Below are 23,327 nucleotides of genomic sequence, written 5' to 3' on the forward strand. Positions count from 1 at the left end.
AACAGAATATGAGGCAAAGATAGTAGTAGTATTTTGTCCAAACCTTTACATATGTTGATTTAGGAATTTTTATCTAAACTTTTTCTTATTCGGCTTAACTGTGTTGGCGTGATTCCTAAATGTGATGCGATATGGAGTAGGGGAATTCGATGCGAAATATCAGGATGTTTGGCAAGAAGGTCAAGGTATCTTTCGGTTGCATTTTCCATAACCAATGCGATCTCTCTTTGTTCTTTTTCGATTACCCAATTTTTTTCGAGATAAGCGATATAATAGTTTTTTAAATCATCATTTTGATTAATTAACTCTCTGTACTTCTTATAGTTTATGGCGATAAGAATACAATCTTCTAATGCTTCGATTGTAAAATCGGAAGGCGTTTGCTGTAATAGCGAAACTTTTGAACCTGCAAAATAACCTTCAAGGAATATATTCTTGTTATAGATGTTTCCTTCTTTATCAGTAATATAGGCTCTTAATGCTCCTTTGCATATAAAATGGATTTCTCGGGCAATCTGTCCATTTCTCAAAAGGATTTCTCCTTTTTTTAGGAGTTGGAATTCAATAATATCTTCAACTAATTTCCAAGAAGCATCTGTAATAGGAGCATAGCTTAGGAATTTCAATTTTAAATCGTTGCTGTATTTATTTTTATTGATTGTCATGAGTTTCTATTATCCTATCAAAAGTATTTAATTACTGGGAAAGTGTTATGAATATTTAGGTTATCTCAATCTTGCGTGATCTTTGTCAAAGTTAAAAAAACTTTGACAAAGGTTTCATGCTGTGAGAAGTAAGGAGACTTTGAACAGCAAATTAGTATTTCGCTTTTTTTGCTTTCAGTTTTCTCCATTGTGCGATTGAAATAATATCACCAGAAACGACTTCATTTACATAGATATCATCGCAGTTTTTCTTATTTACATAAAAAAGATAATAGGTTTCCCAACGCAATTCACCATTATAACCAGTAGCGACTTCAAAATAAGCTTTGTTTTTAATGATCTTTTCATCAGTCATGTAGGAGACTCCTTTTGTATGGTTTGAAATGGAATCTATATATTTTTGTTGTAATTGAACTTCTTTTAATTTCGAAATTGTTTGTATTGCTATATCTTCGGTTCCGCAATTAGAAATCTTTTTATTTTGGGAAATACAGTTTATAAAAATTAAGCAAAAAAGCAAGTTGTAAATGAGTTTCATATTGGTTATGGTTTATTAAAACAGATCGTATTGATAACTACAAAAGTATATTTTATATGTGATTTAATATGTTTTTGTTTTCTATATATTTTGCTTTTTAGCCCTGATGAGAACCTACCGTATGGGCACAAATATTACAAATGAATTTTAAACACGAATTTCACGAATTGACAAGAATTAGTTTGTGGAATTAATTTCACAAACTAAGTTAACCATTAAAATTTGTGTCAATTCGTGAAATTCGTGTTCACTTTTTGTTCTTATACATCGTAGGATGGGAACGACATTTTTTATGGGAATTCCGATACTTACAATGCGCAACAGGATTGGCTTCATAAAAAAACGCTGTAAAACCTAAGTCTTGCAGCGTTTTAAAAGTGTTTTCTGAAAATAGTATACCAACTTATTCGTAGTATGTATAGTCTATTTTGATAACTTCCTTTTTATTGTCTTTTGAAAAACTGTAAGTACTTACCAAATTTTGGTCATTTAACTGAAAAGTTCCCCATAATTTAAAAATATCATTTTGTTCTTCTCGTTCTGCACTAGAGTAATATTTTTCGAATGTTTTTTCTCCTTTTTTCTCTATTTTAGATTTTGTGAATTGAAGTACATCACCATTTTGAAATGAAGTATATTTATGAATAAATGGAAAAACATTAGCTTGACTACTGCAATTTATTGACCAGCGAACGTTGTTGATAGAATACGAAACACAATTGTCTTCAATTTTTTCTTCTACAAGAGTGTTCATGTATGAGTATTTGTCATCTATCATTAAGGTATATGATTTTACCAATAGCTTTCCATTTTCAAGCCAAACGATTCTTGTTTCATTTGCATCCCCAACATTTCCAGTAAAAATCATTTTATTATCATCGTAATTGATAGATAATGTTACTTCATCCCCTTTTTTTATTTGTACAAGCATTCCGTCTTTATAAACATAGTCTTTTTTGCTTTTAGCACCTCCATCTCTGTCATAATATGATATTGCTGTAGGGAGTCCTTTTTCATCTAAATAAATGCTTTTTAAGAGTGTTTTGGTTTCGCCTTTTTTAAACAAATAAGATTCTATAGTTTTTATTTTTGCGTTTGATTGTTGATATACCGGAATATCTTCTAATTGAACTTCAGTTATTGGTAAAGCATAACTACTTAATAAAGCATTCATTACTTCTCTGGATTTTGATGTAATTTTATTTTTTTTCTGTAATGAAGCGACTTCTTTTTTATATTTTTTAGTATTAATGACATAGGAAGATTCCTTTTTTACCCCCATTTGTTCTGCGACAAATTCGGTAGCCATTTTTGTACCTTCTTTTACCTGTACATCGTCTTTTATCTTTCCGCTCCAATAGGCAAATGCTTGATAGGATTGACCTTCACCGCTAATATCCAGTGTTTGCTTGTTTTCGAAAACTACATAAGTATATTTATTAATAGTTATTACTTCCAGATTTTCTTTTCCAAAATTTTCTATCAATTCTGTTTTTTCAGTTCTTTCCGCGAAAGTATAAGTAACTTCACTTTGACCTGAGTATTTATCTACATCAACTAATAATACATATCGTTTTCCTTGTGATATACGTAATGTATCAACTACTATTTCTTCTGTAACGTACATATCTTCGACTGCTATGTCTGATGTTACTACTGCTGTTTTGGGTTTAGATTTCTTTTTAGTTTTTTTCTTCTGGGATATTCCCTGAAAGGATAATGTAAGAATAAGAATGATACTTAATAAATGTTTCATTTTGTTTTAGTTAGGGTAATTAGTTTTTTAAATTGTCTTAAATGTGGGTTAATAAGTCCAGTAAATGTAATTGTTTTCGTAATAAATGTAATTGTCTTTCTATGAAATTTTATTTTTAGCCCTGATGGAAACGGCATCCTTTTGTGGCGGTGTTCGCCATAAAAGATATAGTGTACAGCAGGAAATAGCTCCTTATTCTACTAATTTGGGATAATAAAAAAACGCTGCAAAACCTAAGTCTTACAGCGTTCCCGCCTCAAATTAATAATAAAACCTTATTATTTCCATCCTCCGCCAAGTGCGCGATATAATTCGGTATTGGCAGTTAATTGTTCGCGTTTGATGTTGGCTAGTTCTAACTCGCTTTGTAATATATTAGCTTGTGCTGTAATTACTTCGAGGTAGTCTGCCATTCCGTTTTTAAACAACATATTCGAGTTGGTTATCGCTTGTTGCAACGTTTTTACGCGTTCTTTAAGAAAGAATTGTTGTCTTTCTAGTTTTTCTATTTTTACTAATGCGTCTGATACTTCGCTAACGGCAACCAATACTGATTGTCTGAAATTTAATACTGCTTTTTCTCTTTCGGCTTTGGCAATATTGTATTGTGTTCTGATCTTTTTATTGTTTAACAATGGTTGTGTTAATCCGCCAATTGCTGTTCCAAATAATGAAGCTGGAATATTAAACCAATTGCTTGTTTCGAATGAATTTAAACCTCCGTTTGCTGTGATTTTAAGTGATGGGTATAGGTTTGCTTTTGTAATTCCTACGCTTGCATTTGCTTTTACTAAGGCTAATTCGGCACTTTTTACATCGGGTCTTTGTCTTACTAATGATGACGGAATTCCTGCTGTAAGATTCTCTTTTAACGGAATTGAATTTAGCGTGATTGTTCGCTCTTTAGAACTAGGGAATGAACCTGTTAATACACTTAATGCATTTTCCTGAATTGCTATATTTTGTTCCAATAAAGGAATCAATTGTGCCGCAATTAGTTTTTGTGCTTCCGATTGCTGAATGGCTAATGATGTTACTTGCCCAGCATCGTATTTTAACTTGATGATGAAGGTAGTACTGTCATTTAATTTCAGGTTTTTTCTAGCAATTTCTAATTGTGAATCTAGCATTAAAAGGTTGTAATATCCTTTGGAAACATTAGAAACTATTGTTGTTTGCAATGCTTTTTTTACTTCTTCGGATTGAAGATATCCTGCATAAGCACTTTTTTTCTGACTGCGGATTTTACCCCAAATATCTGCTTCCCATGATAGCCCGATTCCTGCCGAATAATCTTCGATATGGTTTGTTTGCAAAGCCTGACTTAGGTTATGACCTGTAAAACTATTTTCGGATGGACGATTGGTACTTGCATTTACAAGTAGATTTAGCTCCGGAATATTTCCCCATTTTGCCTGCGTTAATTGATATTGTGCTATTTCAATATTTTTGGTTGCTATTTGCAAATCATTATTTTTTGTAATAGCACTGTCTATCAGTTTTACGATGTCTTTCTCTGTAAAGAAACTTTTCCATTCCAAATTGGCAATACTTGTGGTATCGCTTGAAGCGGATGCATTCCTGAAATTATCAGGAAATGCATCTTTTGGAACTTCGATATCCTTCGAGACTTTACAGGATATGAATGTTGTGATTAAAAGGACCGCCACAACAGTTTTGGTTATATAATTTTTCATTTTATATGGTATCATTAATTTTTTTGACATTTATCTTCTGGTGCTTCAAGTACTTTTGAAACTTTCCAGGATATTAATGCGAAGACAACAAATACTGTTATCAGAACTGATGTTATATAATTTTCCATTTTTTATTTTTCTTCGTTATGAATTACGGCTAATGATTTTCCAGAAACCTTTTCTTGTAAATGTTGGAATACGATAAACAAAACCGGGATGATTAATACCCCAAGAATTACTCCTGAAATCATTCCGCCGGCTGCACCAATACTAATAGAGTGGTTACCTTTGGCAGATGGTCCTGTGGCGCTCATCATCGGGATTAACCCTACAACAAATGCTAGTGATGTCATGATAATTGGTCGTAATCTTAGTTTGGCAGCTTCTATAGATGCTGCTACTAATGATTTCCCTGATTTTCGTCGCTGTGAGGCAAACTCGACAATAAGAATCGCATTTTTGGCTAGTAATCCTATAAGCATGACCAGTGCAACTTGTACATAAATGTTATTTTCGATTCCTGTTAATCCGATTGCTACAAATACTCCAAATATTCCAACTGGGATTGATAATATTACTGCCAATGGCAAAATGTAACTTTCATATTGTGCTGCAAGTAGGAAGTAAATGAACACAAGACATAATAGGAAAATCGTTGTGGATTGTCCTCCTGAAGAAATTTCTTCGCGGGTTTGTCCTGAGAACTCATAACTATATCCTGCTGGCAATTGTTGGGCTGCAACTTCTTCGATTGCTTTAATCGCATCTCCAGAACTAAATCCTGGTTTTGGGATTGCATTAATCGAAATCGAGTTAAATAAATTGTATCTCGATGCTGTTTCGGAACCATAAATACGGGTTAGTTTTACTAAGGTATTTATTGGAACCATTCCGCTATTTTTATTTTTTACAAATACATTATTGATAGATGATGGCTCGGCTCTGTCGGCAATATCTGCTTGTACAACGACTCTGTAATATTTTCCAAATCGGTTAAAATCGGATGCTTGTGCGCTACCAAAATAAGCTTGCATGGTTTGTAGAATGTCTTTTACATTTACTCCCAATTGGTCTGCTTTTTCATCATTAATATCCAATTGTAATTGTGGATAATCGGCTTTAAAGGTTGTAAAGGCTACTGCAATTTCCGGACGTTTCATCAACTCGCCAATAAAGGTTTGTGAGATTCCGCTAAATTTATCTAGTTTACCACCTGTTTTATCTTGCAACACCATATCTAATGCCTCTACGTTACTGAAACCAGGAACAGTAGGGAAGCTGAATACGAAGAAACTACCTGCTGAAATAGCACCTAATTTACCTTGTACATCTGCCATGATTTCATCAATATTCTTGATTGCTCCACGTTCTTCATTTGGTTTAAGCAATACGAAAATAACTGCCGATGATGGACTTGTTGAGTTCGTTAACAGGTTAAAACCTGAAATTGCTGTTACAAATCGAGATGCGTCTAATCCTCTTAAAGTATTCTCTGCATCGGTCATTACTTTCTGAGTTCCGTCTAATGATGTTCCAGATGGTGTGTTTACCGCAATGGCAATAAATCCTTGATCTTCTGTAGGGATAAATCCTGCAGGAGTAGTTTTTACCATTAAGATAGTCGCTGCTGTTATTACTGCTAAACCTCCTAAACTAACCCATTTGTTACGGATTAAGAATCTTAAGCTACCTACGTAACGGTTGGTTAAGGAATTGAAACTCTTGTTGAATCCTGTAAAGAATTTTTCTTTAAAACTTTTTTTGGTTTCTGGATTATTTCCGTTCGCAGCGTGATTGTCTTTTAAGAATAAGGCTGCCAGGGCAGGGCTTAAAGTTAATGCGTTTACTGCCGAGATTACAATTGCAATTGCCATTGTAAAGGCAAACTGACGATAGAAAACTCCTGTTGAACCTTCCATGAATCCTACTGGTAAGAATACGGCTGCCATCACTAAAGTAATAGAGATAATTGCTCCAGTTATTTCGTGCATTGCTTCGTTTGTAGCTACTTTTGGAGATAAATGTTTGTGTTCCATTTTGGCATGCACCGCCTCGACGACGACAATCGCGTCATCGACAACAATACCAATCGCAAGGATTAATGCAAACAGTGTTAACAGGTTTATCGAAAAGCCGAATAGCTGCATGAAAAAGAACGTACCCAAAATAGCTACTGGAACTGCAATTGCTGGAATTAATGTTGATCTAAAATCTTGCAAGAAGATAAATACCACAATAAATACTAGTATAAATGCTTCTACCAAAGTATGTTTTACCTGATCTATAGATTGATCTAATGAAACTTTTGTGCTATAAAAAACATTTTGTTTTATTCCTGCAGGAAAGTTTTTAGCTGATTTTTCCATTAGCTTGTTAATAGCTACCTGAATTTCATTAGAGTTTGAACCTGCTAATTGTATAATACCAATTACAACTCCCTTTTTACCATTTAAACGAGTTAAACTGTTGTATGAGTATGCTCCAAGTTCTATTCTTGCTACATCTTTTAAGCGAAGTATAGATCCATCGGCATTAGCACGTACTGCAATGTTTTCATATTCTTCGGGTTTGGTAAGTTTTCCTTTGTATTTAATTACGTATTCGAAAACTTCTTTACTTCGTTCTCCAAATTTTCCTGGCGCTGCCTCTAAACTTTTGTCTTGAATAGCTTTCATTACCTCATTTGGGGTAACCTGATAAGTTGCCATTTGTGTTGGGTTTAACCATACACGCATAGAATAATCTCTTACACCACCAAAAATACTTGCTGAACCTACTCCTGGAATACGTTTGATTTCTGGGATAATATTAATTTGGGCATAATTGGCAACAAATGTTTGGTCATATTTAGCTTCGTCTTCAGTATATAAACCGATACCCATAATGAAACTATTTTGTTGCTTGGCGGTTGTTACACCTTGCTGAACAACCTCTGTAGGTAACTGGCTTGTTGCTTGTGCAACTCTGTTTTGTACGTTTACGGCTGCCTGATCTGCATCTGTACCCAACTTAAAGAAAACTGTAATGGCTAGCGTACCGTCATTACTGGCTGTTGAGCTCATGTAAGTCATGTTCTCAACACCATTTATAGACTCTTCTAGTGATGGCGCTACGGAACGCAAAACGGTTTCTGCACTCGCTCCTGGATATACTGCCGTTACCAAAACCGATGGTGGCGCAATATCGGGAAACTGTTGTAGGGGTAATTTTGTAAGCCCAAGTACACCCAATATCACCAATAAAATGGAGATAACAGTTGCCAGTACAGGTCTTTGTATGAATATTTTGAACATTTTCGTTTAATTATTTTTTGTTAATTATTTGGGCAACTTTTGTTGGTGTTGATTTCTCAGGCTGGATTACTTGTCCTTCCTGTAGTTTGTCGATACCACTTAATACGATTTGGTCACCAGATTTTACACCATCTTTAATAAGATAATCAGTTCCTGTTTTACCAATAATCGTGATAGGCATTTTGTTAACCTTGTTTCCTTTGTTTAGTGTATAAACAAAAACTTTATCCTGCATTTCTATAGTAGCAGATTGTGGAACTAAGATTGCATCGTCATGCTGAATCCCTAAACGGATTTTTCCTGTATTTCCTGAACGTAATGTTCCGTTTGCATTAGGGAAAGTTGCTCTAAGTGTGATTGCACCTGTGTTTTTATCGAATTGTCCATCGACCATATCGATTTTTCCTAATTGGGTGTAAGCATTTCCATCGGCTAATATTAAAGAAACAGGAGGTAAGTTTTTAATCTTATCACCAATTGTATTTCCAGAATATTGAGATTTAAAGTTGATGAAATCTGTTTCTCCTAATGAGAAATAAGCATATACTTGGTGTACATCTGAAAGTTTGGTTAATGGTTCTACATCTGTTGCAGAAACTAAACTTCCTTGTTTTTTAGGCAATCTACCTATGTAACCACTTACAGGCGCAGTGATTGTGGTATAGCTTAAATTAATTCTTGCCGATTCTACCATTGCTTTTGCTTGTTCAATATTAGAAGCTGCAATTCTGTGTGATGCTTTTGCAGTTTTTAATTGATAATCAGATACTACTTTGTTTTGTACAAGTGGTGTTAGTTTATCAACTTCTAATTGTGAATTGATTAATGCCGCTTCGGCTCCGTGAAGGTTTGCCTGTGCATTGTTAAGTTGCTCACGGAAAGGACGTTCGTTTATTTTAAATAAAGATTGTCCTTTAGAAACATAAGCACCTTCATCTACAAAAACTCGGTCTAGATTACCACTTACTTGTGGTCGGATTTCAACATCAATTGTTCCTTGTATCGAAGCAGGATATTCAGAATCTGTGGTTGCTTCGGTATTTTTAATTGCAAGCACTGGTAATAATGGGGCTGCAGGAGCTGGTGCTTGAGCCTTATCTGCACATCCTATTACAACTAAGGCAATTAGGATACTGGTTAAGATTACTTTTTTCATTTTAGTTTTAATTTTAATTTGTTGGACATTTTGGTAATTTGAATTCTGATTGGGTTTTATATTATTTTGATTCACATTTAATTGTATTAAATTTTCTAACGTTGTTAAGTAAAATGGTGTAAAAATCCATATAAGTATTCCTTCCAGTTATAATATGCTATAATTGGTATTAAATTATTTATCACTGTTAAGTGAAGTGGCAAAAAACTTCAATTTCTCCTTCGATTCCGTTCAGATAGATAATAGATTGAAATTGTGGTATTAAATTACTGTATTAAATTTTCTAACGTTGTTAAGTGGAATTGTAAAAAAAACTTTTGATTTTTTCTTTGATTCAACTTTGAATGATAATGAAGTAATTAAGTTTGGTTCAAAATTACTACATTAAATTATTTATCAGCGTTAAGTGAGCATTAAATTTTTTTTAACGTATTGATTTTATGATACCGCCTATGGCATCTTTTAAAATTTGTGTATTGATTGTTTCTAAAACTTCACTTTTGTTAATGATATTGATTGAAATTAAACCGTGAATAACAGAAAAGAAAGTAAAATACTTTTGTTTTATTACTTCTTCAGTTGGTTTGCTATCTTTCATTACTTCGGCAATAACAGCAACAAATAGTTTGTAAGGTGCTTCAGAAGCCGAACATCGCTCATTACAGCAAGTCATTTGTACACCAAACATTAACTGATACATTTCGGTATCGGTAAATGCAAAATCCCAATACGCCATCCACATTGCTTCAAGCTGTTCTTCAGGATTATCGTATTTGTTTTTGGCTTTTTCTAGTTCAATAGTTAACTTTACAAAACCTCTACCTGTTAGTTCTTGTAATATTGCTTCTTTATTAGAAAAGTATTCATAAATGATTGGGGCAGTATATTCAATCTTATCAGCGATTTTTCGCATACTAAGACCTTGCCATCCCTCATCTTTTACAATAGTACAGGCAGCATCCAGAATGTTCTTTCTGGTTTCTTCTTTTTGTCTTAAAATTCGATCTTTGCTTGCCATTTTTATAGAGTATTAAATTGTTTAACACCGTTAGGCAAATGTATGGCAATTTTCGGGATTACAAAATAAATCTTTCATAGTTTTTTCTTATTGCTTGATAAGGAATTTTTAATTGAGGTTTTGTTTTGAGGAAAATGTGAGGAAAATGGGGAATTATTTCGTGAAATTTCGCAAAGGTTCACAAAGAAAAAAGCACAAAGATTCGCAAAGTTTTTTAATCGCAAAGGGCGCAAGGAGGTTACGTAAAGTTCGCGAAGCATAAAAATCTGTTTTTATCCGCGTCTCATTATACACAATCTTTGGCGAGCTACTCGTGGAGATTCTTTCTCTGTCAGGAAGACAAGTTTGTGGATATCCTTCGACTCCGCTCAGGATGACAAGTTTGTGGATAAAAATTTTTGCGAATCTTTGTGCTTTTTTATTTGTGAGTCTTTGTGAAACTTTGCAAAATAACTCTGTTTTAAGAAATAATCTTTTCGTTTACACTTTCGTAAAAGGGTGTAGGGATTCCGTGTTTCTTGCAGTTTTCGATAACGTAATCTACTAAGAATTGTTTCTCGGTTTGATTGTTGTTTTCAAAATCTAATTGCAACGATGATTTAGACTCAAACGGAAATTTAGTTAATAAGTCTTTTGAGGTTTCGATATCTTCTTTCGTCAGGCTGATATTGTTTTTGTTGGCAAGCGACTGAATTTCTACCATCATATTCTCGAGGATATGCATTAGGTTTTTATCTTCCAGAAGTTGACCAAAAGTAACATTGTAAGCAGAAGTTATTCCGGCTACAGGCGCTACAAACAGGTATTTTTTCCAAAGTATCTGATTGATGTTATCAACATAAGTAATGTCTAAACCTCCAGCAGTTAGTAAATCAATAAGCCATTTGTTTTCATTATCTCCTCCTACGAAAATCTTTCCTGGACCACCAACGTGCTGAACATGACCTGGACTTTTTACATTGGAAGCAACATAAATACAACCTTCCATTATTTCTCCAAGTTCAGGTAAAGTTTCACGAATAATTTCTCTTGCATTTACAACATTTTGCAAAGTGATTATAATTGTATCATTACTTATACAATCTTTGTAAGTTGCCAATATTTCGTTTACAGAATATGATTTGCTGGTGATTATCAATACATCTAAGATTCCGATTTCTGCTGGATTATCGGATACTAAATCGGGGAATATAGTTTCTTTAGTGCCTTTAGATTCAAATGTTAAACCTTCATTTTGTATGGCATTTTTGGTTTCGCCTCTGCAAATGAATATAATTTTAGTATTTGTGTCTTTATATTTTTTTGCCAATGGAGCGCCAACAAATCCGCCGATTCCACCAATGCCAAGAATTCCTATTTTTATTGTATCTGATTTCATCTTTTAGTATTTTGGGTTTTAAATTAGTGATGCAAAGTAAATAGGTTCGCATTCATTAATTGATGTAAAAATATAGGTTATATTTGTATAATTTAAGGATTATGAAAGACACTTTTTTTATATACAAAGATTTCGAAATTTACTCTGTCGAAGAATTAACCTGGAAGAAAGAGGTGCATCGACATAATTTCTTCGAGCTTTTATATATAGAATATGGTACAGGAAACCATATCTTAAATTCGATTCATCATAATTATAAAGAGCATGATATTTATTTGCTTACGCCAAAGGACTATCATTCTTTTAAAACACTAGAACCGACAAAGTTTCATTGTTTGCGTTTCTTGCCTAATTTTTTTTCGAATAAAAAAGAAATTGAAGAAATAGAGAAGTTGTTCTATTATCATAATCAATTGAATGGAAATTTGATTTTCCTTGAGGATGATAAAGCATTTTGCGAATTGGTTATTTTGAAAATATTAGATGAAGTTGCCAAACCAAAAGGGCAGAATGAAGTCATAATCAAGAGTTTGATGATGTCACTTATTCAGATAATAAGAAGGAATGCGAGTATAAACGAAAGTAATTTAGATATCCAAACCACCGAGGTTTTAAAGATTGATACTATCTTAAGTTATATTCGTTCGAATATTGCTAATCCGCATTTGCTAAAGAAAAAAGAAATGGCAAATCATTTTAATGTTTCTATAAATTACATTGGCGAATATTTTAAAAATCATTTAAATATTACTTTAAGAGATTATATCGAACAAACGAAACTGAAGGTTGTTACAGAAAAATTAAGCAAAAGTAATTTGACTTTCTCCGAGATTAGTAATGATTTGGGATTTATAGACAGTAGTCATTTTAATAAATTCATCATGCGTAGTACCGGAATTTCTCCATCCGAGTTTAGGAAGAGATTTTAAGTGTTTAAGGTTCAAAGGTTCAAAGGGACAGAGGTTCAAAGGTTTTCTGTAGAGGCGCACCGCTGTGCGTCTATATTATAGAGGTAAAAGGAACGCGATTGTAGCGATAAATGGGACACGCATTAAACGGATTTCCTAAAGGAAAGACGCTGATCCCGAAGCGTCGGGACTGATTTTTAAAAATAATAAAACTAAAAAATCCGTTTTTATCCGCGTTTTCGCCTAAGCGAATCTGTTTAATCCGTGTCCCATTTTTAGACAATCTAGGGAATTCAAAATAAGACATAAAAAAACACCTTTAAACATTACGTCTAAAGGTGTTTTTAAATTTATTCTGATTAAGATTCTGTGTTACTAGGATCTTTTTTGCGATATACCAGATAGAATACTTGTGGTAATACGGTTAAAGATAATATCATACAGGTTATTAATCCTCCTACAATCATAATTGCCAATGGTTTTTGTACTTCCGATCCCATTCCTGTAGATAATGCTGCAGGTAATAATCCCAAAGCTCCCATAAGTGCAATCATTACAATTGGACGAATTCGGGCGTAAATACCATTTGAGATAGCATCTTTTAAGTGCATCTTGGCTTTCATATTTTCTTTTATTATTCCGATGAGGACAATACTATCAATTGCGCTGACCCCAAAGAGTATAATAAAACCTATTCCTGCGGATATTCCAAATACGGTTCCTGTAATCCATAATGATAGGAAACCACCAATAAAGGCATATGGCATTGCACTAATGGCAACCATAGTATCTTTGAAATTACCGAAATTGAAATACAACAGACATAAAATCAATACTAATACAACTGGAACAATCATAGCCAATTGTTTTGAAGCTCTTTCTTTACTTTCAAATTCTCCTGCCCATTTCATTATATTTTCTTTAGGTAGTTTTACTTCTGCAGCAACTTTTTTCTGTGCTTCATCAATTGTGCTTCCTAAATCTCGTCCTTCGATACTAAATCCTATAGCAATATAACGACTGTTTCCTTCACGATAAATAAATGTTGGACCAGTTTTATACTCGACAGTTGCGATTTCTTTTAAAGGAACTTTTTTACCATTCATGGTTGGAATAAGGATATCTTCAATTTTCTCTTTCGAGTCACGGTATTCTTTTTCGAATCGTAATGTAATATCAAATATCTTTTCATCATCATAAAACTTGGTTGCAGCTTGTCCACCAATTGTCATCCGGATTACAGCTTGTGCATCGGCAGTTGTAATAGCATAACGCGCCATTTTTTCATCATCAAGTTGAATTCTTAATTCTGGTAATCCAATGTTTTTATACACATTGATGTCTTCAATTCCTTTTACGTCTTTGATAGATTTGGCAACTTTTGCAGCCATTTCTTCCAGTTGAAATAGATCATTTCCGAAAATCTTTATAACAAGCGGACTTTTTACACCTGCAACATATTCTTCGACATTATCCTGAATCGGCTGGCTAAAACCAAAACCTATTCCGGGATATACATCTAGTTCTTTCTTAATCTCGGCGATTAACTCTTCTTTACTAATTTTACGTTTCCATTCATCCTGATGCAATAACTCAATATGTAATTCGATATTAAAGAATCCCGTTGGGTCGGTACCATCATTTGGTCGTCCTGTTTGGGTCAGTACAAATTTTACTTCTTCAAATTTCCTTATTTTAGCTTTCATCTCTTTGGTAAGCCTCACAGATTCATCTAGATTGATACTATTTGGCAAAGTTGCTCTTACGTATATTGCTCCTTCGTTTAGCTTAGGAATAAATTCTGAACCATAAAATGCAAATTTCGCACAACATACAGCAAGTAAAATTAAGAAACCGTATAATGTTGCTTTACGATTGCGTGTGCTCCATTTAAATAATTTAAATAGGTTTTCTCTAAAGAAACGCGAAATCATATTCTCTTTCTCAACGATGTTCTTGGTCAACATTACTTTACACATTGCTGGTACATAAGTAAGTGACAAAATTAATGACCCTAATAGCGCATAACTTAAAGTAAAGGCTAGGGGAGAGAACATTTTTCCTTCCACTTTAGTGAATGAGAAAATAGGCAGAAGCGCAACAATTAAAATAATTAAAGCAAAGAATATATAAGTAGCTACACTACCTACACTTTTCTTGATAAGCCCCATTTTACTCATATTATTAAAGCGTTCCATGCCCACTTTATGCGCTTTCTTTTCGAGCGAGACAAATACTTGCTCGACAATAACTAACGTTCCTTCTAGAAGAAGTCCAAAATCCAGAGCTCCCATAGATATTAAGTTGGCAGGTAATCCCTGAATTCGTAGCATTATAATGGCAAACAAGAACGAAAGCGGAATCACTGATGCCACAATTAATGAGGTACGCCAATTGTAAAGGAAAATAAATACAATTAGAGACACCAATAAAATCCCTTCTACAAGGTTTTTTGTAACTGTTTTTACTGTTGTATCTACCAATTTGGTACGGTCTATAAACGGAATAATTTTTACATTATCAGGAAGTACTCTTTCATTAAGTTCGGTTAAACGATCTTTAAGTCTTTTTATGACTTCGCCTGGATTTTCTCCACGAAGCATAATTACAATACCTTCCACAACATCATCATCTCCATCTAAACCTACTTGGCCAAGTCTAGGTTTGGCAGATATTGTAACTTCCGCTACGTGTTTTACTAATATTGGCGACGATCCTTTGGTCTCGATAAGGATATTCCCAATATCTTCTACTTTATTAATAAGTCCAACTCCTCGTACTACATAAGCCTGATCACCACGTTGTATAACATCTCCTCCTACGTTTACGTTACTTTTAGAAACAGCTTCATAAACATCTAACGCTGATAGGTTGTAATTTTCTAGCTGTGTTGGGTTAATTTTTATTTCAAAAATCTTTTCTTCTCCACCAAAACTTACCACATCGGCAACTCCTGGTACAGATATCAATTCTCTTTCGATTACCCAATCCTGAATGGCTTTTATTTCCTTAATAGGTAAATCACTTTTTATAATATATCTAAATATTTCGCCTGTTGCACCGGATGGTGGTTCAATTTCTACATCGGCTCCTTCTGGTAAATCTAATCCGTTAAGGCGATTTGATGCATATTGTTGGGCGTAAAAATCCTCGACATCATCATCAAATAATACGGTAACTACTGATAATCCAAAAAGCGAAATAGAGCGTACTTCGGCTTTTTTAGGTATCGTATTCATTTGTTTGGAAATAGGAAGAGTGATGAATTTTTCAACTTCTTCGGCACTTCTTCCTGGCCATTGTGTAATTATTCTTGCCCGAGTATTGGTTACATCAGGAAAAGCTTCTATGGGGGTATGGATATAGCTTACTATACCAGCGACTAGTAGTACAGCTGTCAGGAAAAAAACTATAAGGGAGTTTTTTAGCGAGAAAGCAACTAAGCCTTGTACAAATTTTTTCATATCTTGTATTGTGTTTATCCGTTTTTATGCGGGATACTTAGTTTTTTAATCTTTCGTGAATTAACAGGTGGTTTTTAGTAATAACCATTTCACCTTCTTTAACTCCTTTATCAAAATAAATCCAGTTGTTGTTTTTTATAGTAGGATTAATTTCTCTGGTTTCGATTGTACAGTCATCTTTATAGATTAAGATATAATCGCGATTATTATCAAAAATGGCTGCTTTTGCAGGAACTGCTGCTAGCATTTCGCCACCTAAACTTTTATCGATAATTATATCTGCAGTCATTCCGGGTTTCAATTTTAAGTTTTTGTTTTCCATAACAATTCTTGCTTTTAGCACATGTTCATCGGCATCAAAAACTTTAGCAAGCATGGTAATTTTTCCTTTAAAAATTTCGCCAGGATATGCAGGTGTAGTTACATCTACAAGCATATTTTCGGTTACATTTTTTAAGTTACTGGTATAAACGTTTACCAATACCCAAATTTCTTTTAAGTCAGAAATAGTAAAAAGCGGTTCGCTACCTTCAGTTATTTGCATTCCAGGACTAATGTTTTTAGCGACTACATATCCTTCTGTAGGTGCTTTTATCTGAAAAACTGCTCTTTCGCTACTAGCGCTAAACATGGCAAGATTTGCTCTTACGTTTTCAAGTGATGATTTTAAAACATCTAATTCACTCTGTGCTTGCATTAAATCCTTTTGTGATGCAATACCGTCATCAAACATTGATTTTGTAGCTTGTAACTGGCGGTGAGCAACAGCTATTTGTGATTGCAAGGATTTGCTCTCGGATTGCATACCGTTAAGTTCTGTACTTTTTATCTCGGCAAGTACTTGTCCTTTTTTCACATAATCCCCCAACGAAAATGTAGTTTTTGTTATAATTCCTTCTACAAGGCTATTAAACTGCACTACATGATCGTTGTTATAGGTTATGTTTCCAGTAAGATTTATGGATTCACTAACAGCTCGTTTTTGTACAGGCTCGATAGTGATTTTTTCTTTTAGGTCTTTGTCAATACAAAACTTTTCCTCTTTTGTATCTTTAATTTCTTCTTTTTTGCCACATCCGTAAACGAGCATTAATCCAAGTATAGGGAGTAAAATAAGTTTTTTCATTGTTATTATTTTTAAATAATTTGGGATTTAATTAATTTCCTGACCCGCTATATAGCGTAGTTCTTCAAGGTTTTTATTAAGGTCTTTTTTAGAATTAAGTAGTATCGATTTGTTTTCTAAATAAGCATCTACAAAATCAAGGTACTCAAGCATACTTGTATTACGTTGCATGAAGTTTTTGCGATAGCTTTCTAAAAGTTTTTCTAAATCTCCTTCATAAGCTGCATCTACACTATCATATAGTTTTTTGGTAACTATTAAATCTTCATAAGCTTGTAATACTTCCGATTGTACACTTATTGTTTTCTCTTCGGCAAGTAATTTACCTTGGTCGATAGCTATTTTTGCAGCCTTTATATTTCCTTGGTTTCTATTAAAAAAAGGAAGATCCAGAGAGAATCCAACACCAACAAAATCATTCATTAAACTGGCGCCACGGTCATAGCTCACGCCAAGGGTAACATCTGGTGTTCGCATTGCTTTTTCGTATTTGTACTTATTAGTATTATATTCATTTCCTAGTTTAAGTACTTTCATGTCTGGTCGGTTTTCTACAGCCGAAGCCATAAGATTACCTAAGTTTATATTGTCGATGTTTTTATTATCAGGAAGAAAACCATCTTCGGTAAGTTTGATATAACTTGTTGCAGGAAGATTCATCAGGACTTTAAGTTCTTTTTGCAATGAGTTCTTTTCTTTTTTAAGATCACTGATTTCTTTTAAGAATTGTAGTTCAGTAGCTTTTAATCTTATGTATTCGCCCTTGCCAATATTTCCCTGAGCAACTTGGTTACTATATGCTTTAAGCAAAGTTTGCATCGAAGAAAGTTGTTTTTGGTAAACGGCTTCTTGGACTTGTACAAATTGTAATTCGGTAAGATTACCTCTAAACTCAATTTTTAGATTGCGTAAAAAAGTTTTAAAGTATTCTTTGGCGATATCTACGCTCACTTTTTCCATGGCAATTAGCTTTTTTCGCTTTCCTGCCGTTTGGATAAGTTGTTCTAGTTCGGCAGTTACTTGCGATGTAGTTCCAAAATTGCCCCATAAAGGTGGTAATTGTTGCGCCGTAGCATTGTTCCAAAGATTTATCTCGCCAATAGTAAGAGTAGGGTTAGGCCACAATTTTGCCTGAATAACTTGAGCATCGGCAACGTCAATATTCAGCTTTTCGGAAATAAGAGAAATATTCTTGTCCAGAAACAAAGCCTCGGCCTGCGTTCGGGAAAGAACAATTGTATCGTTTATTGCAGCAGTTTGTGCCACACCTTTGTATGATACAATAACGAGTAGGGTTAAAATTATACGTTTCAAATTAAGTTATTTTAAGATGATGCAAAGCTACTTGCGCCATATTAAATGATAATTTGATGTATGTTAAAAGAGGATTAGAGCAACATTAGAAAACGATTAGAGTGGCGGGAATAGTAATGTTACCGTTGTGCCTTCGCCTTTTTTTGAAGTAATCGTAAAATGAATATTATTCTGCTTAAAGATAATATTAGCCAAAGAAAGTCCTACGCCGCTACCTTTTATATCATTTACATTTTTGCCTCTGTAAAAGGTTTGTTTGATGAATTTTAGGTCTTCTTCGCTAATGCCAGTTCCGTGGTCTTCGATTACGATTTTTAGTTGATTATCTTGTTGTAATAGACTTATTTTTATAGGATTCCCATTTGAATATTTTACAGCATTCTCGATAATATTGTACAAGGCAATCTTAATTTCGTTACTATTTCCTCTTATCGAAAGTAGTTTGTCATTAACAATCTCTATTGCAATTTGTATTTGAGCATCTTTTAATTGATAAACATCTGGCAATTGGTCGTTAATATCCCATACAAGTTCATCGACTCTGAAAATTTCATTAAGCTCTGTATTATCTCTTAATCCCGAAAGCATCATAAGTGTATTGAGCGTATCTTCTATTTGATAAACATTCTCTAATACTTTTTCGGACATTTCTTTATATTCGGCACTAGTTCTTTCTTTTTGAGCAAATACTTCCAGGTTTCCAGATATAGCAGTTAATGGTGTTTTAAATTCATGAGAAACATAATTGATGAAGTTTTTCTGGATTACAAAAGTATCCGATAATCGCTTGAACAAGTTGTTATAGGTTTCTATAAGTTCTTGTATTTCGTCTTTAGTATCAGGAGAAATAATTTGTCTGTCTAGTGATGAAGCTTCGATTTCGTTTACCTGATTTACAATGTTTTTTATAGGACTGTAAGCAAGATTTGATAGTTTACGGCTAACCAGATATATTATTACAAGTCCGATAATTAAAACCAAAATCATGATGATAAGCAATCGGTTTGTAATGGTCTTGAATTCGACATCATTTTTCTTTACAAAAACAACAAAATCACCTTGATTGTCATGGTAATAACTTCCGAAATAAAAATGATGGTTTGATTTAAAACTCAATTTTCTATTTTTTCGGATATAATCAAGTCGCTCTTTATTTATATTCTTATCATTTCCTTTATCGCCGTATACAATTTGATTTTCTTTGTTATAAACACGAGTAACTATTTCGAGTGAATTTTCTCTGAATTGCTGTCCGATGATTAAATGTTGATTTTCGGGTAACTCATCTTTTTCTAAGTAGAAAATCCCTGTAAGCAAGCACGTTTTTTGAAGTTCATTATACATTATTTTTTCTGAATAGCTGTAAAAAGAAAAGTACGTTATAATCGAAGCAATTATAAATACAATGCTAAACGTAAATGATGATATTAATGTAAATCGGTTGCGTATTTTCATGACTATTCTTTAATCATATATCCTGTCCCTTTTATGGTATGGATAAATTTATGGTTTTGTTCGATTTTGTTTCTTAAATAAGAAATATAAACATCGACTACGTTGGTGTTATTATCATAATTAATTCCCCAGACAGCATTTAATATTTGGGTTCTGGACATTACTTTATTTCTGTTTTCTAATAAAAATAATAACAGTTTGTATTCTCTTGGGGATAAATCTATAGGTATGTTGTTCTCGGTAACTTTATGTTCTTCGGGGTTTATGGTTAAACTCCCGCAGGTATATAGTGTTTCGACTTTATCATAGTTAAATTTGGTTCTTCGCGTTAGCGCATTAACTCTCGAGATTAATTCCTGAAAATGAAAAGGTTTCACGAGGTAATCATCGGCACCAGAATCTAATGCATTTACTTTATCATCGGTATTACTAAGTGCACTGAGCATTAATATGGGTGTATGAATTTTTTTAAAACGCATCAATTTAGTTAGTTGAATACCATCGATGCCTGGAAGCATAATGTCCATCAGGATAATATCCCAAGTATTGTCTTGTATCAAGTCACGGGCAATCTCTCCTGTTTCGGCAAGATGCACTGTAAAATTGTTTTCTTCCAAACCTTTTACAATAAATTCGCTTATGCGTTTATCATCCTCAATGAGTAAAACATTCATATAATAGTTGTTTCTTGTATTTATTCTAATTGCAAAGATTGTGTAAGATGGGACGCGGATGACGCGGATTTACTAACGTAAAGACGCTGATAAAGACGGATTCTTTTTCTTTCTATCAGTTTTAAAATCCGTTTTTTTCCGTGTTTTCGCCTTGGCGAATCCGCGTCATCCGCGTCCCATTTTAGACAACGTTCATCATAAATCGATTTAAAAACGAATATCAAAAATAACACTTAATTACGGGAATCTACTATTAAAACGGAAGGGATAAGGTTTTTTAATATTTTGTTATGAAACAGAAATCTGAAATAATAAATATCAATTCGTAAATTAGCGGCGATATAAATACATTCGGATGACAGTACTTACATTTACCCTGATTATGCTTTTTGGTGCTTTTTTAGCAGGTTTCATAGGTTCATTATCAGGTTTAGGAGGTGGAATAATCATTATACCATTATTAACAGTCATTCTGGGAGTCGATATACATTACGCAATTGGTGCGGCACTTGTATCGGTAATTGCAACTTCCTCGGGTTCAGCCGCAGCCTATGTAAGAGAAGGAATTACCAATATGCGTTTGGGGATTTTCCTCGAGATTGCAACTACTATTGGAGCTGTAGGTGGTGCACTACTTTCTACAATTGCACCAACATCTTTTATCGCTGTTTTATTCGGACTTACATTAATCTTTTCGGCTATTAATTCACTACGAAAAAAAGAAGAACATATTGTTTTAGAGTCAAGTCCATTGGCTAAAAAGTTACGTTTACAAGGAACTTATCCTTCGCATGATGGAGAGGTTATTAGCTACGGAACAAAAAATGTTGTTGGCGGATTTAGTATGATGGGAATTGCAGGTATGATGTCGGGATTGTTAGGAATTGGTTCTGGTGCTTTTAAGGTAATTGCAATGGATAATATCATGCGAATCCCGTTTAAGGTTTCTACCACAACTAGTAATTTTATGATGGGAGTTACAGCAATGGCGAGTTCTGTAATTTATATCCAAAAAGGATATATAGAACCAGGAATCTGTATGCCAGTTGTTATTGGTGTACTATTTGGAGCTATGGCTGGAGCCAAAGTATTAGTGAAAACAAATCCTAAAAAGCTTCGTATCTTTTTTGCCTGTCTGATTTTTGTACTTGCAGTAAATATGATTTATAATGGACTTAACGGAAAAATCTAAGATTATGACACACGAAAAATTTGGAGAAAAAGATTTTCAGACCATTATAGGTAATTTATTGCGTTACGGAGTATGGATTTCGTTATCGGTTGCTTTTATTGGTGGAGTTGTTTATTTGATGCATCACGGTAATGATATCGAAGATTATTCGGTATTTAAAGAAAACGACAGAAACATCTTCGAGGTAATCTCTGCAATCTACAACGGAGTTATTCAGGGTAATGGAGAATCGATAATATTTTTTGGTGTAATATTGCTTTTTCTTACTCCTGTATTGCGTGTATTATTATCGTTATTTTCTTTTTTATTAGAGAAAGACTATCTGTATGTAGTAATCACTTTAATCGTAATCTTTATAATTTTGGTAAGTGTTTCTTTAGGTTTCTCTCATTGATGGTTGAGGTGGAGTAGATGAATGGAATATAGATATAAACTTACTTAGCAATTTCAATTTTAAGTAATTCATTATCGATTTTTCGATATGTTATTCGAACTTTTAATCCATCTTTTATAATGTTGCCATTGGTATTGCTATAGGTATTAAAACGCCCCAATAAATAATCAGCATAACTAAATTTTACTGAGTCAACTTTAAACGATTCATGAGTAATGGAAGCAAGTCTTTTTTGCTCGATTATTCGATTAAAGTTAGAAATCACACCTTCGACTTTTCCAACTTGTTCAGAAGCTAAACTTTCACGAATTCTCTCATCACTATTATCGATTGTATAGAATTTTAAATAGATGAGCATAAAACTTGATAAGAAAAACAAAATGCCGACTGACCATAATAGAATGGATTTTTCATAGTCTTCATTTTTCTTTTTTAGTTTTTTTATTAGAAACCAAGCTATTATTGTGATGATTGCTATATATAGAAATACATCAAATGTTTTAATTGAGTTTGCCGGTAAATCTAATACAGACCAATAGGTATAATAATTCAAGATAATTCAAGATTTGATTCGACTAAAGGTTCTGTAGTTTTAAGTTGTTTTTCATTAATCTCAGTTTCAATAAGTAATGGTTCTACACTTGAATAATCTTTAATTATTTTTATAGCAATTAGTGCAAGAGGTATTCCAATAATATTTAAAACTATACTTGCAATTGTGCTATTAATTAAGTCATCTATACTATTAGTTGGGTATTTAGAAATTATTCGTCCTAATATGTTACTAATTATCCAAAGTGTCCACCATGGAGTTAGCATATTAGTTTTGAGTTTATCATCAATATTCAGCCCTTTTTCTGTTAAGTAAGATTCTGTTTCTTCATATAGTTCTCTCATTATTTGTACAGGTCTGTAAAGAGAAATAATTGGAACAAACCAACTTCCTGCAGCCCAACCTTCAGAATGGGATAAAAATTCAGTTTTTAAGTGAAGATTGTAATAAGCACGTCTAAACCATTGGATAAAAGTTACTGCAGAAATAATATAAACAATCAAATAAAGGATTGCAATAGTTTGTTCGGTAGTGTCATTTGCAATTGCTTCATCTGTAGTTATAAAACCTCCATTTACAGCAGTTTGCAGTAAATTATATTGAAAACATTTAGAAATTAAAGCTACAAATTCAATTGCAAGTACAATCCATATTAATAGTATAGCATTTTTTGCTCTTTGTCCGTTAGGTCTTAATTCTTCCATTGTTTTGTTTTAGCTTTTATTTACTTTTTTAAGCGAAGCTAA

Annotated in this window: 18 protein-coding genes; 3 read left to right on the forward strand and 15 right to left on the reverse strand. The window is 33.4% G+C overall.

What is annotated here, in order from left to right:
* Nucleotides 1-59 precede the first annotated feature (59 nt).
* The 8 genes from AC3IPI_RS15810 to AC3IPI_RS15845 form a co-directional block, all read right to left on the reverse strand.
* Nucleotides 60-665: a Crp/Fnr family transcriptional regulator gene (locus tag AC3IPI_RS15810; protein WP_489153945.1), complete on the reverse strand. Its 606-nt coding sequence runs from the start codon at nt 663-665 to the stop codon at nt 60-62.
* Between the two features lie 151 nt (nt 666-816).
* A complete protein-coding gene (locus tag AC3IPI_RS15815; RefSeq protein WP_489153946.1) occupies nt 817-1,203 on the reverse strand; it encodes a hypothetical protein in 387 nt (128 codons plus the stop codon).
* 403 nt (nt 1,204-1,606) lie between these two features.
* Entirely contained in the window at nt 1,607-2,959 is a 1,353-nt protein-coding gene (locus AC3IPI_RS15820; RefSeq protein ID WP_489153947.1) for a hypothetical protein, read from the reverse strand.
* Nucleotides 2,960-3,237: 278 nt separating this feature from the next.
* Entirely contained in the window at nt 3,238-4,656 is a 1,419-nt protein-coding gene (locus AC3IPI_RS15825) for a TolC family protein (RefSeq protein WP_086895969.1), read from the reverse strand.
* Between the two features lie 131 nt (nt 4,657-4,787).
* Nucleotides 4,788-7,949, reverse strand: a complete 3,162-nt coding sequence (locus AC3IPI_RS15830) for an efflux RND transporter permease subunit (protein WP_489153949.1) — start codon at nt 7,947-7,949, stop codon at nt 4,788-4,790.
* A gap of 10 nt (nt 7,950-7,959) precedes the next feature.
* Nucleotides 7,960-9,105 (reverse strand): efflux RND transporter periplasmic adaptor subunit, encoded by a 1,146-nt coding sequence (locus AC3IPI_RS15835; RefSeq protein WP_489153951.1) that lies wholly within the window; start codon nt 9,103-9,105, stop codon nt 7,960-7,962.
* 424 nt (nt 9,106-9,529) lie between these two features.
* Nucleotides 9,530-10,123 carry a TetR/AcrR family transcriptional regulator gene (locus tag AC3IPI_RS15840; RefSeq protein ID WP_039115765.1) on the reverse strand — a complete coding sequence of 198 codons (594 nt, stop codon included), beginning with the start codon at nt 10,121-10,123 and terminating at the stop codon, nt 9,530-9,532.
* 460 nt (nt 10,124-10,583) lie between these two features.
* Nucleotides 10,584-11,501, reverse strand: coding sequence for a ketopantoate reductase family protein (locus tag AC3IPI_RS15845; RefSeq protein WP_489153953.1), 918 nt, complete (start codon nt 11,499-11,501; stop codon nt 10,584-10,586).
* A gap of 101 nt (nt 11,502-11,602) precedes the next feature.
* Between AC3IPI_RS15845 and AC3IPI_RS15850 the strand changes: the two genes are divergently transcribed.
* Nucleotides 11,603-12,430 carry a helix-turn-helix domain-containing protein gene (locus AC3IPI_RS15850; RefSeq protein ID WP_489153955.1) on the forward strand — a complete coding sequence of 276 codons (828 nt, stop codon included), beginning with the start codon at nt 11,603-11,605 and terminating at the stop codon, nt 12,428-12,430.
* Between the two features lie 338 nt (nt 12,431-12,768).
* Here AC3IPI_RS15850 and AC3IPI_RS15855 read toward each other — a convergent pair whose 3' ends face one another.
* From AC3IPI_RS15855 to AC3IPI_RS15875, 5 genes are all read right to left on the reverse strand, one after another.
* Nucleotides 12,769-15,873 (reverse strand): efflux RND transporter permease subunit, encoded by a 3,105-nt coding sequence (locus AC3IPI_RS15855; RefSeq protein WP_489153957.1) that lies wholly within the window; start codon nt 15,871-15,873, stop codon nt 12,769-12,771.
* 37 nt (nt 15,874-15,910) lie between these two features.
* Nucleotides 15,911-16,999 carry an efflux RND transporter periplasmic adaptor subunit gene (locus AC3IPI_RS15860; RefSeq protein ID WP_086895963.1) on the reverse strand — a complete coding sequence of 363 codons (1,089 nt, stop codon included), beginning with the start codon at nt 16,997-16,999 and terminating at the stop codon, nt 15,911-15,913.
* Between the two features lie 27 nt (nt 17,000-17,026).
* Nucleotides 17,027-18,313, reverse strand: coding sequence for a TolC family protein (locus tag AC3IPI_RS15865; protein WP_489153959.1), 1,287 nt, complete (start codon nt 18,311-18,313; stop codon nt 17,027-17,029).
* A gap of 96 nt (nt 18,314-18,409) precedes the next feature.
* Nucleotides 18,410-19,768, reverse strand: a complete 1,359-nt coding sequence (locus tag AC3IPI_RS15870) for a sensor histidine kinase (protein ID WP_489153961.1) — start codon at nt 19,766-19,768, stop codon at nt 18,410-18,412.
* A 2-nt stretch (nt 19,769-19,770) separates the two neighbouring features.
* On the reverse strand, nt 19,771-20,442 hold the full coding sequence (locus AC3IPI_RS15875) for a response regulator transcription factor (RefSeq protein WP_039115752.1): 672 nt from the start codon (nt 20,440-20,442) through the stop codon (nt 19,771-19,773).
* Between the two features lie 355 nt (nt 20,443-20,797).
* Here AC3IPI_RS15875 and AC3IPI_RS15880 point away from each other — a divergent pair, with 355 nt between their 5' ends.
* Together AC3IPI_RS15880 and AC3IPI_RS15885 are read left to right on the forward strand one after the other, a co-directional pair.
* Nucleotides 20,798-21,634 (forward strand): sulfite exporter TauE/SafE family protein, encoded by an 837-nt coding sequence (locus AC3IPI_RS15880; RefSeq protein WP_039119452.1) that lies wholly within the window; start codon nt 20,798-20,800, stop codon nt 21,632-21,634.
* A 4-nt stretch (nt 21,635-21,638) separates the two neighbouring features.
* A complete protein-coding gene (locus tag AC3IPI_RS15885; protein WP_039115856.1) occupies nt 21,639-22,028 on the forward strand; it encodes a DUF1634 domain-containing protein in 390 nt (129 codons plus the stop codon).
* Nucleotides 22,029-22,068: 40 nt separating this feature from the next.
* Here AC3IPI_RS15885 and AC3IPI_RS15890 read toward each other — a convergent pair whose 3' ends face one another.
* Nucleotides 22,069-22,386 carry a hypothetical protein gene (locus tag AC3IPI_RS15890; RefSeq protein WP_489153964.1) on the reverse strand — a complete coding sequence of 106 codons (318 nt, stop codon included), beginning with the start codon at nt 22,384-22,386 and terminating at the stop codon, nt 22,069-22,071.
* Nucleotides 22,387-22,577: 191 nt separating this feature from the next.
* The gene (locus AC3IPI_RS15895) at nt 22,578-23,285 is read right to left on the reverse strand and encodes a DUF4328 domain-containing protein (RefSeq protein WP_489153966.1); all 708 of its coding nucleotides are present in this window, start codon (nt 23,283-23,285) and stop codon (nt 22,578-22,580) included.
* Nucleotides 23,286-23,327 lie beyond the last annotated feature (42 nt).

The organism is Flavobacterium sp. GL_143 (assembly GCF_057834355.1).

Excerpts from the sequence above, each read along its gene's own strand:
- AC3IPI_RS15835 (WP_489153951.1), bottom strand. The coding sequence starts at position 9,105 with ATGAAAAAAGTAATCTTAACCAGTATCCTAATTGCCTTAGTTGTAATA.
- AC3IPI_RS15885 (WP_039115856.1), top strand. The coding sequence starts at position 21,639 with ATGACACACGAAAAATTTGGAGAAAAAGATTTTCAGACCATTATAGGT.
- AC3IPI_RS15830 (WP_489153949.1), bottom strand. The coding sequence starts at position 7,949 with ATGTTCAAAATATTCATACAAAGACCTGTACTGGCAACTGTTATCTCC.
- AC3IPI_RS15890 (WP_489153964.1), bottom strand. The coding sequence starts at position 22,386 with ATGCTCATCTATTTAAAATTCTATACAATCGATAATAGTGATGAGAGA.
- AC3IPI_RS15810 (WP_489153945.1), bottom strand. The coding sequence starts at position 665 with ATGACAATCAATAAAAATAAATACAGCAACGATTTAAAATTGAAATTC.
- AC3IPI_RS15815 (WP_489153946.1), bottom strand. The coding sequence starts at position 1,203 with ATGAAACTCATTTACAACTTGCTTTTTTGCTTAATTTTTATAAACTGT.
- AC3IPI_RS15855 (WP_489153957.1), bottom strand. The coding sequence starts at position 15,873 with ATGAAAAAATTTGTACAAGGCTTAGTTGCTTTCTCGCTAAAAAACTCC.
- AC3IPI_RS15860 (WP_086895963.1), bottom strand. The coding sequence starts at position 16,999 with ATGAAAAAACTTATTTTACTCCCTATACTTGGATTAATGCTCGTTTAC.
- AC3IPI_RS15820 (WP_489153947.1), bottom strand. The coding sequence starts at position 2,959 with ATGAAACATTTATTAAGTATCATTCTTATTCTTACATTATCCTTTCAG.
- AC3IPI_RS15880 (WP_039119452.1), top strand. The coding sequence starts at position 20,798 with ATGACAGTACTTACATTTACCCTGATTATGCTTTTTGGTGCTTTTTTA.
- AC3IPI_RS15895 (WP_489153966.1), bottom strand. The coding sequence starts at position 23,285 with ATGGAAGAATTAAGACCTAACGGACAAAGAGCAAAAAATGCTATACTA.
- AC3IPI_RS15870 (WP_489153961.1), bottom strand. The coding sequence starts at position 19,768 with ATGAAAATACGCAACCGATTTACATTAATATCATCATTTACGTTTAGC.
- AC3IPI_RS15825 (WP_086895969.1), bottom strand. The coding sequence starts at position 4,656 with ATGAAAAATTATATAACCAAAACTGTTGTGGCGGTCCTTTTAATCACA.
- AC3IPI_RS15840 (WP_039115765.1), bottom strand. The coding sequence starts at position 10,123 with ATGGCAAGCAAAGATCGAATTTTAAGACAAAAAGAAGAAACCAGAAAG.
- AC3IPI_RS15850 (WP_489153955.1), top strand. The coding sequence starts at position 11,603 with ATGAAAGACACTTTTTTTATATACAAAGATTTCGAAATTTACTCTGTC.
- AC3IPI_RS15875 (WP_039115752.1), bottom strand. The coding sequence starts at position 20,442 with ATGAATGTTTTACTCATTGAGGATGATAAACGCATAAGCGAATTTATT.
- AC3IPI_RS15845 (WP_489153953.1), bottom strand. The coding sequence starts at position 11,501 with ATGAAATCAGATACAATAAAAATAGGAATTCTTGGCATTGGTGGAATC.